Annotated in this window: 18 protein-coding genes; all 18 read left to right on the forward strand. The window is 62.4% G+C overall.

The window, feature by feature from the left end; genetic code table 11:
• The first annotated feature begins 92 nt into the window (after positions 1-92).
• Positions 93-2,702, forward strand: coding sequence for an aminopeptidase N (gene pepN / locus AC1AYR_RS02610; RefSeq protein ID WP_476511266.1), 2,610 nt, complete (start codon positions 93-95; stop codon positions 2,700-2,702).
• A gap of 101 nt (positions 2,703-2,803) precedes the next feature.
• Positions 2,804-3,673 carry a sulfite exporter TauE/SafE family protein gene (locus AC1AYR_RS02615; protein ID WP_476511265.1) on the forward strand — a complete coding sequence of 290 codons (870 nt, stop codon included), beginning with the start codon at positions 2,804-2,806 and terminating at the stop codon, positions 3,671-3,673.
• Positions 3,674-3,790: 117 nt separating this feature from the next.
• Positions 3,791-4,450 (forward strand): hypothetical protein, encoded by a 660-nt coding sequence (locus AC1AYR_RS02620; RefSeq protein ID WP_476511264.1) that lies wholly within the window; start codon positions 3,791-3,793, stop codon positions 4,448-4,450.
• A 187-nt stretch (positions 4,451-4,637) separates the two neighbouring features.
• Positions 4,638-4,949, forward strand: coding sequence for a WXG100 family type VII secretion target (locus AC1AYR_RS02625; protein WP_476511263.1), 312 nt, complete (start codon positions 4,638-4,640; stop codon positions 4,947-4,949).
• A gap of 69 nt (positions 4,950-5,018) precedes the next feature.
• Positions 5,019-5,312: a WXG100 family type VII secretion target gene (locus tag AC1AYR_RS02630; RefSeq protein ID WP_476555128.1), complete on the forward strand. Its 294-nt coding sequence runs from the start codon at positions 5,019-5,021 to the stop codon at positions 5,310-5,312.
• Between the two features lie 173 nt (positions 5,313-5,485).
• Positions 5,486-5,872 carry a hypothetical protein gene (locus tag AC1AYR_RS02635; RefSeq protein ID WP_476511261.1) on the forward strand — a complete coding sequence of 129 codons (387 nt, stop codon included), beginning with the start codon at positions 5,486-5,488 and terminating at the stop codon, positions 5,870-5,872.
• A gap of 39 nt (positions 5,873-5,911) precedes the next feature.
• Positions 5,912-7,711 carry a S8 family serine peptidase gene (locus AC1AYR_RS02640; protein WP_476511260.1) on the forward strand — a complete coding sequence of 600 codons (1,800 nt, stop codon included), beginning with the start codon at positions 5,912-5,914 and terminating at the stop codon, positions 7,709-7,711.
• 25 nt (positions 7,712-7,736) lie between these two features.
• A complete protein-coding gene (locus AC1AYR_RS02645; RefSeq protein WP_476511259.1) occupies positions 7,737-9,395 on the forward strand; it encodes a hypothetical protein in 1,659 nt (552 codons plus the stop codon).
• Between the two features lie 20 nt (positions 9,396-9,415).
• Positions 9,416-9,709: a WXG100 family type VII secretion target gene (locus AC1AYR_RS02650; protein WP_476511258.1), complete on the forward strand. Its 294-nt coding sequence runs from the start codon at positions 9,416-9,418 to the stop codon at positions 9,707-9,709.
• A 19-nt stretch (positions 9,710-9,728) separates the two neighbouring features.
• Complete coding sequence (locus tag AC1AYR_RS02655) at positions 9,729-11,027, forward strand: hypothetical protein (protein WP_476511257.1); 1,299 nt, start codon at positions 9,729-9,731, stop codon at positions 11,025-11,027.
• Positions 11,012-12,064 carry a hypothetical protein gene (locus AC1AYR_RS02660; RefSeq protein WP_476511256.1) on the forward strand — a complete coding sequence of 351 codons (1,053 nt, stop codon included), beginning with the start codon at positions 11,012-11,014 and terminating at the stop codon, positions 12,062-12,064. Before AC1AYR_RS02655 ends, AC1AYR_RS02660 begins: the two co-directional genes overlap by 16 nt.
• Positions 12,065-12,099: 35 nt before the next feature.
• Positions 12,100-12,492, forward strand: coding sequence for a hypothetical protein (locus tag AC1AYR_RS02665; RefSeq protein WP_476511255.1), 393 nt, complete (start codon positions 12,100-12,102; stop codon positions 12,490-12,492).
• A gap of 42 nt (positions 12,493-12,534) precedes the next feature.
• Complete coding sequence (locus AC1AYR_RS02670; protein ID WP_476555129.1) at positions 12,535-13,299, forward strand: hypothetical protein; 765 nt, start codon at positions 12,535-12,537, stop codon at positions 13,297-13,299.
• Between the two features lie 92 nt (positions 13,300-13,391).
• Complete coding sequence (locus tag AC1AYR_RS02675) at positions 13,392-14,195, forward strand: hypothetical protein (protein ID WP_476511253.1); 804 nt, start codon at positions 13,392-13,394, stop codon at positions 14,193-14,195.
• Between the two features lie 278 nt (positions 14,196-14,473).
• A complete protein-coding gene (locus AC1AYR_RS02680; protein ID WP_476511252.1) occupies positions 14,474-15,103 on the forward strand; it encodes a hypothetical protein in 630 nt (209 codons plus the stop codon).
• 31 nt (positions 15,104-15,134) lie between these two features.
• Positions 15,135-15,458, forward strand: a complete 324-nt coding sequence (locus AC1AYR_RS02685; RefSeq protein WP_476511251.1) for a hypothetical protein — start codon at positions 15,135-15,137, stop codon at positions 15,456-15,458.
• On the forward strand, positions 15,449-16,270 hold the full coding sequence (locus tag AC1AYR_RS02690; protein WP_476511250.1) for a hypothetical protein: 822 nt from the start codon (positions 15,449-15,451) through the stop codon (positions 16,268-16,270). The genes AC1AYR_RS02685 and AC1AYR_RS02690 overlap by 10 nt, the downstream gene beginning before the upstream one ends.
• A 10-nt stretch (positions 16,271-16,280) precedes the next feature.
• Positions 16,281-16,598 (forward strand): hypothetical protein, encoded by a 318-nt coding sequence (locus tag AC1AYR_RS02695; protein ID WP_476511249.1) that lies wholly within the window; start codon positions 16,281-16,283, stop codon positions 16,596-16,598.
• Positions 16,599-16,714 lie beyond the last annotated feature (116 nt).

Consider the following 16,714-nt stretch of genomic DNA (forward strand, 5'->3'; position numbering starts at 1 on the left):
TCCGGCAGCCCCCTCAGCCCGGCTTGACGGCCGGCCAGCTCCCCCTGAATCCAGGGGGAGCATGTTCATAGGAAAGGAACAGTAGGAACACCATGCCCGGATCAAACCTGACCCGCATCGAGGCCGAGGAGCGCAAGACGATCGTCGAGGCGCCCATCCACTACCACGTGGACCTCGACCTGACCGTCGGCGCGAAGACCTTCGGCTCCCACACCCTGATCTGCTTCAACGCGAAGCCCGGCTCGTCCACCTTCCTCGACCTCATCGCCGACGAGGTGGGCGCGGTCACGCTCAACGGCCGCGAGCTCGACCCGGCCGAGGTGTTCGCCGACGACCGCATCGAACTCAAGGATCTTCAGGAGAAGAACGAGGTCGTCGTCGACGCCACGTGCCGCTACTCCAACACCGGCGAGGGCCTGCACCGTTCCGTCGACCCGTCCGACGGCAACGTGTACCTGTACTCCCAGTTCGAGGTGCCGGACGCCCGCCGCGTGTACGCCGTGTTCGACCAGCCCGACCTCAAGGCCACCTTCGACTTCAAGGTGCTCGCCCCGAAGAGCTGGATCGTCACGTCCAACATGCCGGTCGCGTCCGTCGAGGACTTCGCGCGCGAGACCGCCGACGGCACGCTCGAGGCGAAGCCGAACGAGACGACCAAGCTGTGGAGCTTCGAGCCGACCCCGGTGATGAGCTCCTACCTGACCGCCATCTGCGCCGGCCCGTACGCCGAATGGCACACCGAATACGCCAACGAGGACGGCCGCATCGTGCCGATGGCCCAATACTGCCGCCAGTCGCTCGCCGACGCGTTCGCCAAGGACGTCGACTACCTGTTCGACATCACCAAGAAGGGCTTCGCCTTCTACGCGAAGACCTGGGGCGTGCCCTACCCGTACGCCAAGTACGACCAGATCTACGTGCCGGAATACAACGCGGGCGCGATGGAGAACATCGGCATGGTCACCATCCGCGACTCCTACGTGTTCGAATCCAAGGTGACGGACGCGCTCGCCGAGCGCCGCGTCGTCACCGTCCTGCACGAGCTCGCCCACATGTGGTTCGGCGACTACGTGACGATGAAATGGTGGAACGACCTGTGGCTCAACGAGTCCTTCGCCGAGTTCACCTCCACGCTCGCCACCGCCGAAGCCACCGAATGGCACGACGCGTGGGCCACGTTCTGCTCCGGCGAGAAGAGCTGGGCGCTGCGCCAGGACCAGCTGCCCACCACGCACCCGATCGTCGCGCCGATCAACGACCTCAACGACACGTACGTGAACTTCGACGGCATCACCTACGCGAAGGGCGCCTCCGTGCTCAAGCAGCTCGTGTTCTACGTGGGCCGCACGAAGTTCTTCCAGGGCATCCACAACTACCTCGACAAGCACGCGTACTCGAACGCGACGCTCGCCGATTTGCTGGGCGAACTGGAGGCCACCTCCGGCCGCGACCTCAAGGCGTGGAGCGCGAAGTGGCTGGAGGAATCCGGCATCAACACGATCACGCCCGCCGTCGAGGAAGGCAAGGACGGCACGATCGCCGCGCTCACGCTCACGCAGACCGCGCCTGCCGAACACCCCGTGCTCCGCCCGCACCGTCTCGTCGTCGGCTTCTACGATCTGGACAAGACGAGCGGCAAGGTCGTGCGCACCGACCGCGTCGAACTCGACGTGGACGGCGAGACCACCGTCGTCGAGGCGGCCGCCGGCAAGCGCCGTCCCGCACTGCTGCTCGTCAACGACGAGGACCTCACCTACACGAAGATCCGCTTCGACGAGGCCTCGCTCGCCTTCGCCGAAGAGCATCTGCAGGACGTGGACGACGCGCTCGCCCGCGCCGTGATCTGGCTCGCCTTCTGGGACATGACCCGCGACGGCGAATTCCCGGCCGAGCGTTTCGTGGATATGACGCTGCGCCTGCTCGCCCACGAGACCGAATCCACCACGTTCCGCTACGCGCTCGCCTGCATGAGCACCACCGCGCACCACTACGTGGCCGCCTCGCGCCGCGACGAAGTCCTCAAGCATGTGGCCGCCGAACTGTTCAAGCTCGTGCGCGCCGCCGAACCCGGCTCCGACGCGCAGTTCCAGCTCGCCACCGCCTACCTCGGCTACGGCGAGGAGGGCGACGCCGCGTTCGCCGCCAACGCGCGCGGCCTGCTCTCCGGTTCCGTGACGTTCGACGGCCTGGAGATCGACAACAACTTCACGTGGACGATCGTCAACGCGCTCGCCAGCGTGAACGAATACTCCGACGAGGACATCGACGCGCAGCTCAAGCGCAAGGAGACCACCGAGAACCGCGAGTTCGCCTACGGCGCGCACGCGGTCAAGGGCACCGCCGAGGCGAAGGCCTGGGCGTGGGACCAGGCGCTCCACAACGCGGACCTCACCAACAGCCAGCTGGAGGCCGTGGCCCGCGGGTTCGCCGCCACGCCGCGCCCCGACCTGGCCGAGCCGTACGCCGCGAAGTACTTCGACACGATCGACTGGATCTGGTCGAACAAGACCTACCACATGGCCGAGGCGCTGCTCAACGGCCTCTACCCGGGCTACGCCGATCCGGCCACGCTGGTCTCGCTCGGCGAATCCTGGCTCGCCGCCCACGCCGACGCCGACGCCGCCCTGAAGCGTCTCGTCGTCGAGAACGTCGCCTCCTCGCGCCGCACCCTCGCCGTGCGCAAGTACAACGAGACCCTGTGACGTAAGTCCGCATAGCAAGAGAAAACCCGCGATTCGTCCCCAACGGCGTATCCTCGCTCAAGGCCCGGTGACGGGCCCTGAACCGTAAGGAGATGCAAGGGATGATCGCGGGTTTCTCCGTTCTTACGTTGTTGTTGATCCTGCTCGCCGGAGTGGGTGCCGGATTCGTCGGATACGCGGTGGGCGCGTCGTCGCTCGTGTCGTATCCGGCGCTGCTCGCCTGCGGCATCCCCCCGGTGCTCGCGAACGCGTCGAACACGGTGGGTGTGGTCGGCACCGGCATCGGCGGCGTGATGGGCGCGCGCCGCGAGCTCAAAGGACAGGCGCTGCGCGTCGCCGTCTACGTGTCCATCGGCGCGGTAGGCGGCGTGGCCGGCGCGTACCTGCTGCTCGAACTCGACCCGAAGGTGTTCGAATTCGCCGCGCCCGCGCTAATCCTGTTCTCGTCGCTCATCATCGCCGTCAATCCGCGCGGGCGCATGCAGGCCAAGCAGGCGGCCGCCGACGCGCACGCGCAGCTGACGCGCATGCAGGACGGCGACGGCAATGATGGCGGCAGCGGCGCGTCCGTCGGCGCGGATTCCCTCGAACGGCCGGTGCAGCCGTTGAAGCAGGACTCCTGGTGGGTGTGGATCGGCGTCGTCGCGGTCGCTGTCTACTCCGGATATTTCGGCGCCGGCGCGGGCACGCTCGCGCTCGCCGTGCTCGACGCGGCGAAGATCGGCCCGTTCCACAAGATCAACGCGTTGAAGACGCTGATCGGCACGGGCGCGAACATCACCGCGTCCATCGTGTTCATCGTGTGCGGCGCGGTCGACTGGCCGGCCGCGATTATGCTGTGCGTCGGATGCTTCATCGGCGGCTACATCGCCCCGCCCATCACCCGCCGCATCCCCGCGAACGTGATGCGCGCCGCCGCCGTGATCGCCGGCATCGTCCTCACCATCGACCTCGCGCTGAAGACGTACTGAGCCGCCGGGCCGTGAGGACCGCTGGGCCGTGGTTGTAGACTGGACGGTACCGGAAGCTCGATCGGGGAGCGGCCGGGATCGGAAAGCGAGGCGACGATGCGCAGACCCAGGGGACGCTTGCTGGACAATCCGCTGTCGCAGGGGAACGTGGCGGCGCGCGTGGTGTCGAACCGGACGGAACGGTGGCTGGCTGGGCCGGGCGCCGCGGACCGTCTGGCGTCCGCGTATGCGGCCGGTTGGATGCTGCTCGACTACACGCACGGCCGTCTGATCGGATGGCAGTCCGGGCCGAACGATGTGTACGGTGTGACCCGGCATTGGCGGCATGTGGTGTTCACCATGCCGAGCGCGGAGTCGGAGCAGGCGATGCTCGCCGCGTCGGTCGGTCAATTGGTCGTCGGGCATGCGCTCCCGTTGGGCGCGGACATCGCGGCGAGCATGGCGATCGGCGACGCGGCCGCCCGGTCGGATTCCCGGTCGCGTTTCGCGTTGCAGCCGCCGGACGGTCCGGACATGCGCCCGTTGACCATGCGCGGGAACGAGTTGTTGCGGTGGGCGGATGCGACGGTCCGGGCGATGGCGTTCGTGGACGTGCCGCTGCTGATGGCGAACGTGGCGGCCGCGCGCGTCTCGCTCGCGGAGTACACGTTCCGCGAATCCCGCGGGCTGATCTGCGAGAGCATACCGGGCGCGGGCATGAGCCCGTACCCGCCCGCCTGCCCTCCCGGATGGACGCCGCCCGTACGCGCGACGGCGCGAGGGACGGGCGTGCGGTGAAACGGCGGAATCGTTGGCGGTTCGGCTAATTCCACGTGAATTCAGGAGGAACCGCGTGAGACATGGCTTTCGCTGGGAACGATATGGGGGTACCCTGAATAGGGAAGGGGTTTCTTGTATGGAAATCTCCTCGGCATATCATCCAACGACGGCGTGAGCCGGGAGAACATAAAGGAGTGTGAACGCCATGGCGAACCAGATTTCCGCCGAAGCCGGTGCGCTTGCGAAGGGCCAGCAGGCCGTTCAGGACGCGCAGGACGGCATCAAGAGCGAGATTTCCCGAGTCCGGGGGGAGCTTGAGAATCTCGGCCAGTATTGGAGCGGCGATGCGGCCACCGCGTACCGCAATCTCGTCGAACAGTGGGATCAGAAGACCAGCAGCATCAACGAGCAGCTGACCCAGCTGAAGGACAGCCTGAAGAGCACCGAGCAGGAGCAGGAGCGTAACGAAGAGGCGAACAAGGCTTCCGTCTCGAAGATCGCCGGAATGCTCAGCTGAATCGGCTTCCGAAACCAACGACATTCGATTTATTACGGGGAAACAGACAACAACGATTGGAGGATGGTCATGTCCATTGGATCTTTTTCGGTGAGGCCCGAGCAGGTAACCGCTCTGTCCGAAAGCATCGGCCACGGCGCCGACGGCATCGCCCAGAAGCTGTCGGATCTTGAACGCGAGGTCGGCCACCTGCGCGAACAGTGGAATGGCGAAGCGCAGCAGGCGTACGATCAGGCGCAGCAGCGTTGGAATCGCGATCTCGATGACGTGCGCAACATTCTCTCGCGCATCGCCAGCGCCACCGCCGAGATCTCCGGAGGCTACACGGACAGCGATCAGAGGTCCGCGAAGTTCTTCGGCTGATTCGAAGGGGACGGTCGTCGGCATGGCAACCGGCATATCTCGGTATGCCGATGCCGACGGTCGTATGCGATGGTCGGCATGATGTGGGTCACACGCCTCATGCCGACCATCGGTCATTCGCGCAGACAAGAACGAACAACGTCCGAACACGGTGAGGAGAAGGGACGGATACGATGACGTATGGATATGATGCCGACGAGGCCCGGCAGTTGTCGCGCACGCTTGACGACAAGGCGCTGCAATGCGCCTCCGCTCCCGACATCCAGGTGCATGGCGGTGTCCGGATGACGTTCACCGAGCACATCAACGAGTCGTTGCGGAATCTCAGGGATACATCCAACAAAGACAAGATCGCCTATGCGAAGTGGATGCACACGTATGCGCGGAATCTGGAGCTGGCCACGCAGAGCACGGAGGCGTTCGAGGAGGGGCTGACGCAGAAGCTCGCCACCGCGGCCGTGCAGGTCGACCAGGTGCCGACGCATGCGCCAGTGCCTGCGCCGCCGACCGGCAAGACGTCGTCGGTCGACGACGACGATTTTCCGTCCGTCGACATCTGATTTCCGATTGGGATTACGGAAGAAGGGGAGAACCAGCATATGGCGACGACGTTGGAACGGGGATTACGGCGATTGGCCCGGGCCGCCACATGCGCTGTGGCGTTCGCCGCGTGTCTGGGCATGGTGGTGCCGTCGGCGTACGCCGAGGAGCCTGGACGCTGGCCGGTGGAGAACGACGTGGTGCAGAACGCGTGGAAGCAGGGCATCGACGGTTCCGGCGTCAAGATCGCCGTAATCGATACTCAACCGATCGGGGAGTATCCGGGGCTGGCGGATGCCGACATCACGTATCAGGTGGGCAGCTTCCGGAAAGCGGATTCCAAGAAAAGAGTGAAAACCCAATGTGTGATTAACGGGAAACCCCTGACGGCTACTCTTCGTCGGGGCGAGGACAGCTGGCAGTATACGCATGGCACGGATATGTTGACTTGGATTGCCGGCAACGGCAAGGACTATGACGGCAAAACGGGGGTGCTGGGAGCAGCCCCGAAAGCGAAACTGCTGAGCATCGCGAACGGGCGTGAGATCAAAGGATCCAATTTGTCGTACGACTGTAAATCCGGCAAGTCGGATTGGGCCTCGGTGGATTACGGTGTCGATGAGGCGACGGCCGTGAAATGGGGGGCTCGTGTTATCAACCGTTCGCAGGGATCGTTGATGATGTCCTACGATTATGAGGGTTTCGTCACGGCATTGAGATACGGCGTGATCACCATCAGTGCACGCGCCAATACCACCGACACCGGATTGCGGGATTTGGTTGGCGACCCGAGGAAGATGAATTACTTTCCCGGGGTAGTCACCGTAAACAATGTTGACCGAAATGGGGTTCTTTCACAGGCTTCGGATACGGTCGACGGCAATATCGCGGTGCTTTCCTATGGGCAGGGGGTATTGTCCCCCGCGGAACATCTCATGGCGGGAACATTGACCCCCACCAATGGAGGTACTTCGACCGCCGCGGCCGTGTTGTCGTCATATCTGGCATTGGCGATGCAGAAGTGGCCGGATGCGACGGGCAACCAGATTCTCCAGTCGCTGGTTCGTAACACAAAGGAAGGCAAAGGCAAGCCGACCATCGATCCGGAGAGGAAACGCGGTTTCGGAGAAGTGGATCTGAACGCGTTGCTGACGGTCGATCCAACCCAATACAAGGATGTGAACCCGATTCTGGAATATCAGATGAAGGCCGCGGCCCAGTATCCGGAATACAAGGATTGGTATACGCAGGATTGTTCGAAAAATCCTGATGGCATCCAACCGAACGGCGATCTGACCGATTTTGCGATTCCCTGTGAGGCTGGTCTGATTGGTAAGGAATATGAGCGTCAGCAGGCCGCATGGAAGAAGGTCGAGCAGTGCCGTGCGGATGGCGGTTCGGACTGCATGAAGTATTCGGCCACGAACACCGCCGACGCAAAGGGTTCGGGGGCCGTGTCCGGCGAACGGTCGGATGCGAAGCCGGCGGCAGGATTGCCCGTGTGGGCGTGGGGTGTGATCGCGGGCGTCGGTGTGGTCGTGGTGTCGGCGGGCATCGTGCTCGCGGTCGTGCTGGCGAAGCGTCGTCGCCGCTCGCAGCGTCCGCAGCGGAATGTCGTGCCGGCCCCCGCGAGTGGCTATCCGCCGGCTGGACGGTATTCGGTCCAGTCTTCGCCGGCTCAGGCGTATCCACCGGCTCAGGCATATCCACCGGCACCGGCGGCTCCGCCGGTTCCCGCGGCTCCGGCACCAGTCTCGTATGCGAGGCCGCCTATGCCGCAGCAGCCCGCGCAGGGGTATCCGCCGGTTCCCGCGCCCGCTCAGGCGCCGCAGCCCCCGCATGGTCGTCATTCACGGTAGGAAGAACACGGAAAGGGAATGAACAATGGCCGAGAACAAGGATGACGACAAGGACGTCGTCGAGCAGCTCGTCGATTCGATCACCGATTATTCGGAGTCGAACATCGGCTCATGCGAGCGTACGTTGAACCAGATCGTCCAGAGTCCGCGATGGGAGATGCCAAGCGCGAGAAGCGCGAAGGAGGAGTCCCAGGAGGCTCGTGATTCGGTGAACTCGGTGCGTTCGACGTTGGAGTCGTCGGGAGGCTTCCAGGGGCGGACAGCCGATGACGCTATCTCATTCGGCGAAGGCATCGTGAACCTCAGGTACGAGGAGAAGCTTGAGGCACAGACGGATCGGATTCGAGACATCGTCGATCGGAGCAACGCGGTCATCGATTATCTCAAGGATCAGCAGGACGCGTTGCCGGGCAATACGTTGGACGGCACGTCGAGCTCGTTGATCAGCGGGGCTACGAATCTCGCCAAGGTCGCCATCCCCGCGTTCGGGTGGGTACTGGATGTCACCGGATGGTCCGATCCCGTCGCGCGTATCAACGGCATGCTGAAGGAGAACCGGGAAAAGGAAGCGAAGAAGATCCTCCAAGAAGTGAAGGATCGTTTTGCGGCAATCGGCAATGGAGGAGGACGGTACGAGTCGTTGCCGGAACCTGATGATTCCTATCCTCCCATTCCCGAGCCTTGGCCTCGGGATGATGACGACCCCATCATCCCGGATCCGAATCGTCCCGGTGGCACGTCGGTGACGCCGGCCTCGCAGACTCCCTCGGCCCGTGTTCCGGGGCCGGGCACGTATCTGGGCAATGGCGCGTACGACCTGAATGGCGACGGTCTGCCCGACTACTACGACTACGACATGGACGGCGTGCCGGACGAGTGGGTCGATTCCGATGGAGACGGTATCCCCGACATCTACGACAGAGACGACGCGCGGGACGAGGAGCAGCGGAGACGCTACGAGGACGCGCTCAAGCAGATCGAACAGAACAAGAAGGACACCGGATGGCCGAATGGCGGGAACAGGCACGTCGACGACTACCCCTATGACGATCATCAGCGCTACGACGATTCCGACTATGTGCGTCCGGTGGATCGGGACGACTATACGAGAGTCTATCCGAACACGAACGACGATCAGATCTGGAAGCCGACGGACCGGAGCGAATGGGGGTACGACGGCCCGTCAACGGATTACACGCATCTCGACGTCGACTCCGATATGGGCTCGTCGCTGGTGGGTCCCGGTGGCTCCGGATATTCGCCCGTGTCGGGTGGTTTGGGATCCTCGGCCACATTCGGCGGCTCGTCGCTGTCGGGCGCGATGGCGGGCGTAGGCACGGCGGGCGTCGGAGCCGGCGCGATCGGCGCGGGCGTGGGAGCGGCGGGATCGTATTTCACGAACACCCCCGTGCAGGCGCAGGTGATGCCGTCAGGTGTGACCGGTGCGACCGGCATGGCCGCCGGGTTGAAGTCCGCTTCGGCCGGGGCCGGTGCTTCGGGCGCCGCCGCGACGGGCCGTGGCGGCATGATGGGCGCTCCGGGCGCGGCCGGTGGATCCGACCGGTCGAAAGGCAAACGTCAGGGGCTCGGCTATGTCGCGCCGAAGCTTGAGGACGATGACATCGAGATTCGTTCCATCGGCGTGATGGCGGGCCGTCGCGTGCCCAAGCCCACGGAACGGTGACCGGAAAGGAAGTGTGACCCATGGATTCCCCGTTGATGGTGAGGCCCTCCGGCATGGAGCGCCTCGTACAGGTGCTTGGCACCGGTGCCGACAATCTCGATTCGGTCCTGGATGATCTGGAAGCTCGGGTGGAGCGTCTGATCGACAGTTGGAGCGGTGACGCGCAACTGGCGTACTATCACACGCAATCACAGTGGACGCGCGACATCACCGAGTTGAAGGACATTCTCGGCGACATGCGCGATGCGGTCGATGAGATCGGTCAGGACTACGCGCAAACCGACGGCAAGATCGCCGCCACATTTAACTTCTAGTCAGGAAGGAGGGGACACGATGGGCAAGGATTTGTATTATGACGGCGACCAGTTGAACGAGGTCGCGAAGACGTTCTCGGACGCGGCCACCAAGTTCTCGGGTACCGTGGATGATTTCCGCGGCAACGAGGCGCCGAGCTTCGGTTTGTTCTTCCAATGGCTGTCGCCGATGTATCAGGCGGCCAAGGAGCAGACCGTCAACTATGTGGATGACATGTCCGCGATTTTCGGCGCGATGTCCTCGAAGGTCGAGGATGCGGTCCGCACCATGGATGAGCTGGAGCAGAACAACAAGGATCGTCTCGACAAGATCTCCTCCAGAATCGACGATGTCGACACCACGCTCAACCAGCACACGACCAGCGACGGTGGTGACGATGGCGGTGACGGTGGCAGCGACGGTGTCGATGACACCAAGCCGGAACCAATCGTTGAGCCGCACGTTCCGACTGGCGGCGGCTCCGGCGGCAACGGTGGGGATGGCGGCAATGGTGGCAACGGTGGTAGCGGAACCACATACCAGCCGGTGCAGCCCGTTGAACAGACGGACGGATCGGACCGTGACCGGTATGTCCGGTCCGACGATGACGATGAGCCGATGCCCGGCGACATCGGATACCAGGAGCCGTCCTCCGACTCACGTGGCGATGACACCGGTGACAAGGGCTCCGATGACGGGGACGACGATCGCATCGATGTGGATTCGTCGTCCACGCCGTCCACCGACGGAATGATCGACGTGGATCTCGATGGCGACGGCACCGTCGACTATGGCATCCGGATGGAGGACGGCACCGATCTCGATGCCACCATCACCGATACGGACGGCAGACGGCAGATGGGATTGACGCCTGAACGTAGCCAGTGGGGAACAGTGCGGCAGGACGGCAAGACCGGGGACTTCAACATCGACGCGGACGGTGACGGTACGACCGACGCGACCCTGCATGTCGACGACGGTCAGCAAGCCGGACTCACCTTCGGCGACGACGCACAGGGACGATATGTGTCCGTCGACTTCGACCATGACGGCGATGCCGATTTCACTTACCGCGTGCCCGGTGACACACCGCCGGAGTTCGGGCATACGCAGGCCGAACGGCAGGTCCTGGATGAGGCATGGGAGCAGATCGCCGCCAACGATCCGCTCGGACGCACGGCCGAGGAACTGCGCCGCCAGTTCGAGGAACGTGACGTCATCTCCTGGGATGACGAGGACGGCGATTTGGAATACGGGACGAACACGTTCGCCGGAGCCCAGCCGGCCAGCACCGCATACACGACCACGAAGGCAGGTGAATCATGGATTCGCTCATGACATTCCCCATGGGGCGCGCGGCGCAGCTCCGCCGCGTCAGGTACGTTGACAGCTTCGCCGGTTCGAGCGGTGGCTCCGGTAACGGTTCCGGTGGTGGCCGCGGTAGTGATGACGATGGTGACGATGATGACGAGTTCGACTGGTCTTCCGTCACCAAGAGCGTGCTTACCGGGAATCCTATGTATGCGGTCGATGAGGCTCTACCGGATTACCATGCCGATAAGGAAGGTTCGCCTGAAATCTCCATTGACACCATAGATACGGCAACTGGTGGAAAAATCGAAGAATACTTCAACGATAATTTCAAAAGCGTAGACCAGGAGTTACGGCGTAATCTCGAAAGCATTGATGATGGGCTCAAGACTAAGCATTCGTACAAAATAGGGGATAAGGTTTCGCAGGGTATTGCGGTGGCGTCGTTGGCGATTTCCGCAATCGATACATTGTGTCAGCTGTGCGGCTGGCCGAACCCCATTGACGAGTTCATACGAAAGCCGTTCTTCGGTGATTGGGACGCGATGGAGAAGTCGGAGGCGCAGTGGCGTGCCTTGTCGACGAATCTCAATGAGCTGAGCCAGACATTGTCCCAATACGCTGCGGCGGCGCGTGACGGAGCGTGGCAGGGTGAGGCGGGGGATTCGTTCGCCTCGTGCTGTGACACGTTCTCCGGCCTGTTCGAGGCAGGGGTCTCCCCGTGTGAGGAAGTCGCCGATGGATTGGATGGTTTGGAGCAGCTGGCGCAGAACACCTTGGATTTGGTATTGCAGACCATTGATGCGGTGATCAGTATTGCCATGGATGTGCAGGAGCTTGTCGCCGCCGGCGAACTCGCGTGGACGGGAGTCGGAGCGGTGGTGGCCGCGGTCAAGGCGGTGGATCTCGCACAGTCAATCAAGTCCGCTGTGGAATGCATGCAGAAGATGGTGGAGGCCATCAACCAGCTTGCCGATGCGGTGGAGGCGTTCGTCGCATGCGTTGTGTCGATGAACCAGATGGCGAATCAGGCGGCTGGCATCCGCGCAATCGCCGCCGCTTGACCAACAGCATATGTGAATCGTAAAGGAGATGGGTGATGGCCTCGCAGGGGTTCGAAGCGTTCATGGAGAAACTGCAAGCCGCAAATGCGCGTGTCGATGTGATGCGTGCCGAAGTGGGGGAACTCAGGAAGAAGATCGACAAAGAACATGAGGAGGTGTCCGCCGAATTGGTCGCCAAGCGTCGTAGCGGCGAATTAGGCAAGGACTGGCAGGTACTGCAGCAGCGGATTGACATGCGTCGTACTACGGAACGCGACATTTATTCTGGTGTCGACAAGTCTCCGGAAGCGCGCAGGATTCGTGAACTGATGGTGCGTAACATGCGTACGGTCAAACGAGCGATGGACAAAGCGCGCGATGACGAGCACAGCGACCTGGGCGAGGCGGTGCGTCGCATGGACGAGGTGCGCCGGTCTACAGGTCGGTGAACCGGGGCTGGTGTGTTCGATAGTATCCGTGCGATAAGCGTCTTGAACAATCCGGCGACGAATCCGCATCATTGGGCCAACAGGGGATGGGTGGATTCGTATGGCGGCGCATGCTTGGACAGGTTCGATCTGCCGCAGGGGTTGTTCTGGACGGCAGTATCCGGCAGGGAGACGCCGGCGGTCAGGGATCTTGGCGGCACCATGCTTCGGCCGAAGGTGCCCGGTGCCAGTGATTATTGGCCTGTGGGATTCTGCGAACGTGACGGCTGGCTGGTGATGAGGGTCGACAGCGAGGATGAGGTGGTGACGAACCGCTTCATCCGTTACTATCGTCCGGTACGTCCCATGCCTCGATATCATGGCCGCACCCGACACGCTCTGTTTGCCGTGTTGCGTGCTCCGTTTCCGTTGATTGTGGATTCGTCGTTGACGTTGCATGCGACGTGTTCGTTAGGTCATGTGGATGATCCGCCGTTCATGCCGTCGTATACGGGCAGGCCGTCGGCTCGTATGGTCGAGTTGATGAACGGTATGGCGATGAAGCCGGGGTGGATCGTATGGGACGGGTACTTGCATGTGTGGGTGAACTACCTGTACTGGCGACAATCAATGGGCAGGCGATCTGCTCATACGCTTTTCGGTGTGTCCGTTCCCGTGGAATTGGCCTTGTTCCGTGCGTATCGCGCCTATTACGAGCAGTTGCGGTGTGAGCTGCCGTATCCGTATGCGGGGCCTGTTTTGTGGCCGGATCAGTGCGATCCGAGGTTCCCGTTGCCGTCCGATCCGCGTTACGGCGCGTACGTGTAGGGGGCTGCCGGTGTCACGTCTTATGGAATGGTCGGATCGTCTGGCGGAACGTTTGACGCTGATTCATGTGGAGATGGAGGTGGCCGACAATCATGTTCGATAACATTCGTGCGGAATATGCTTTGAACAATCCGGCGACGAATCCGCATCATTGGATGAACCGCGGATGGCATGATGTCGTGGCGACAGCGGGTGGGGATCCATTCAAGTTCGATCTTCCGCGGGCATTGTTCTGGACTGCCGTGTCCGGGCGTGAGAAGCCCGCGGGTAACGACCATGGCGGAACGCTCATGCATCCGTGGATTTCGTGGAAGGGCAGTGAGCGGTGGAACACCTATTATCTATGTAACGATATGGAGTGGAAGCTGCTGAGTATGTACAGTTATCGGCGCAATATGTATCAGCAGCTGTATCGGCCTGTCCGTCTGATGCCGAGAACGGGTTTCGACAATGGCAGGGATGCGCGGTTCGCCGTGTTGCGTGCTCCGTTTCCGTTGACATCGGATTCGTCGTTGACGTTGCATGCGACGTGTTCGTTGGGTCATGTGGATGATCCGCCGTTCATGCCGTCGTATACGGGCAGGCCGTCGGCTCGTATGGTCGAGTTGATGAACGGTATGGCGATGAAGCCGGGGTGGATCGTATGGGACGGGTACTTGCACGTGTGGGTGAACTACCTGTACTGGAGTAAGCGGTATGGGGCGCAGTGGAAAGGAACGGAGCAGCTCGGGGTTCCCATTCCTGTGGAATTGGCCTTGTTCCGTGCGTATCGCGTGTATTACGAGCAGTTGCGGCGTGAGCTGCCGTATCCGTATGCGGGGCCTGTCCTGTGGCCGGATCAGTGCGATCCACGGTTCCCGTTGCCGTCCGATCCCCGCTACGGCGCGTACGCGTAGGAGGATTCACGCGTCAGGCGGGTACAGACGTGCTCGGGAATAGGAATTGACAGCGGGTGTCCGCCCGATGATTGGAAGTTGTTGCGATGGGCTATCTGGCGTATATGCGGGCGAACCGTCCGGGCTGGAGCAGGATGCATTGGAAGAACCGCGGCTGGGATGCGAGCGTCGATCATTTCGGTGCCAAACACGAGGCATTCGACCTGCCGATTCCATTGCTATACACGTGCGCGTCGGGGCGGAATCATCCAATGTTCCCGGACGATGGCAGCACGTTGATGAATCCCATCGGAGAGTTCGAAAAGGCATCGCGCCCGACGACCTACGCATGGCGTGACCATTGGATCGTGGCATCCGCGTCCAGTTATGCGTTCAATAATCATTCGGCAAGCACCGTGTCTTGCTGGTATTGCGCTCCGGTGCGTCCATTCCCCAGACAGATCGGCGACAAGGGGGACGGCAGCAGGCGTATGGACGTCAGCATTCTGCGCGCCCCGTTCCCCATCACCGAAGACACCGGCCTCACGTCGTTCTCCACATGCTCGCTTGGCCATACCGACGACCCGCCGTTCATGCCGCCCTACAACGGCGATCCGTCGCAGGCGATGGTGCGGTTGATGAACTCGTTCCGCATGAAGCCGGGTTGGATCGTATGGGATGGGTATCTGCACGTGTGGGTAAACTCCCTGTACTGGAAACAACTGCCGGATGCGAACGATGATTTTCGTTACGCCATAGGCGGCGTGCCCGCGACGTTGGAGCTTGAACTGTTCAAGGCCTATCGCGTGTATTACGAGCAGTTGCGGTGTGAGCTGCCGTATCCGTATGCGGGGCCCGTCTTGTGGCCGGATCAGTGCGATCCGCGGTTCCCGTTGCCGTCCGATCCACGTTACGGCGCGTACGTGTAGGAGGCTGCCGGTGTCACGTCTTATGAAATGGGTGGATCGTCTGGCGGAACGTTTGACGCGAATTCATGCGGATTGGCTGTTGTATGCGGTGTGGTTGGCGGCGCTGATCACCCCTTATCGGATTCCGGCGGGCCGACTCGCCCCTTCTCACGCCTTGCTGGCCGTGTTGCTGTTGTTGCTTCTGCCATCAATGACCCTCGTATGTCAGGCGTGTCTGAAGGAACGTCACCGACAGGGGCCTGACCTGTTTCTGCTGAACTACTGGTATCGGAACGGGCGTATCGCATGGTGGATTCTGACCGTCATCACCCTGCTTGTGCTGATGGCCGAACTGGCGGGAGGACGATGGTGGTGAGACGTGCGTTTGGCATCTGGCGGTCGAACACTCCGGCGTTGAATCCGCGTCACTGGGTGCATCGCGGCTGGTTTGGGCCGGGGCGTACGGGCGGCGCCTCGCGTCCGTCGTTCGATCTGCCGCGCTGCCTGTTCTTCACGGCCGCTTCGGGGCGCGATACGCCTGTCGTCCTTGATGATGGCATGTCGTTGGGCGACCCCGCGGACCGTCGTTGGCGGGCGCGTCTGACTTGGCGTGACGGCTGGGTGGTGGCCGCCTGCGACTCCGTCGACCGTCTGCCTGGCGGGTTGGACGCATCAAGCGACGGGACGGTGTCCCCGTATTATCGGCCAGTCCGGCCGATGCCGCCCGTCCGGAACCGTGAGGCGGATGAAGCGTGGTTCGCCGTGTTGCGTGCTCCGTTTCCGTTGACTGTGGATTCGTCGTTGACGTTGCATGCGACGTGTTCGTTGGGTCATGTGGATGATCCGCCGTTCATGCCTCCTTATACGGGCAGACCTTCGGCTCGTATGGTCGAGTTGATGAACGGCATGGCGATGAAGCCGGGGTGGATCGTATGGGACGGGTACTTGTATGTGTGGGTGAACCGGATGTACTGGTGCCGGTTGCCCGGCGTCGACCCGGATCTGGAATATCTGGCGTCTGGTCTGTCGGCATCGATGGAATTGGCCTTGTTCCGTGCGTACCGCGCCTATTACGAGCAGTTGCGGTGTGAGCTGCCCTACCCGTATGCGGGGCCCGTCTTGTGGCCGGATCAGTGCGATCCGAGGTTCCCGTTGCCGTCCGATCCACGCTACGGCGCGTACATGTAGGAGGATGCCCGTGTCGCGTCTTGTGAAACGTGTGGATCGTCTGGCGGAACGTTTGACGCTGATCCATGTGGATTGGCTGTTGTATGCGGTGTGGTTCGTGGTCTGGTGCGTGCCCGGTTCGATGGCGGACGAGCCGTGTGACCTGCTGCGGTGGCTGGTGCTTGGTCCGTATGTGCCGTTCCTCCCTGTGCTGACATTGGTGTGTTGGCGGTGTATGCGCGTGAGGAACCTGCGTCATCCGTATTGGCGGTATCCGGGCGGCGTGGCCGGCCTGTGGTTCCTGACGGTGACCGGGGTTCTCGTCGCAGTGACGCGGTTGATCGCATGAATGAGGGGATGGCAGGACCGGCACAGGCGCGGGGATCCACGCGTCGGGCGGGTGGGGGCGTATTCTGGCATGTAGGGATCGCGGGCTCGCGCGGCGCATGCGCGGGCCGGATCGGA

The sequence above is a fragment of the Bifidobacterium sp. LH_417 genome, assembly GCF_056357035.1.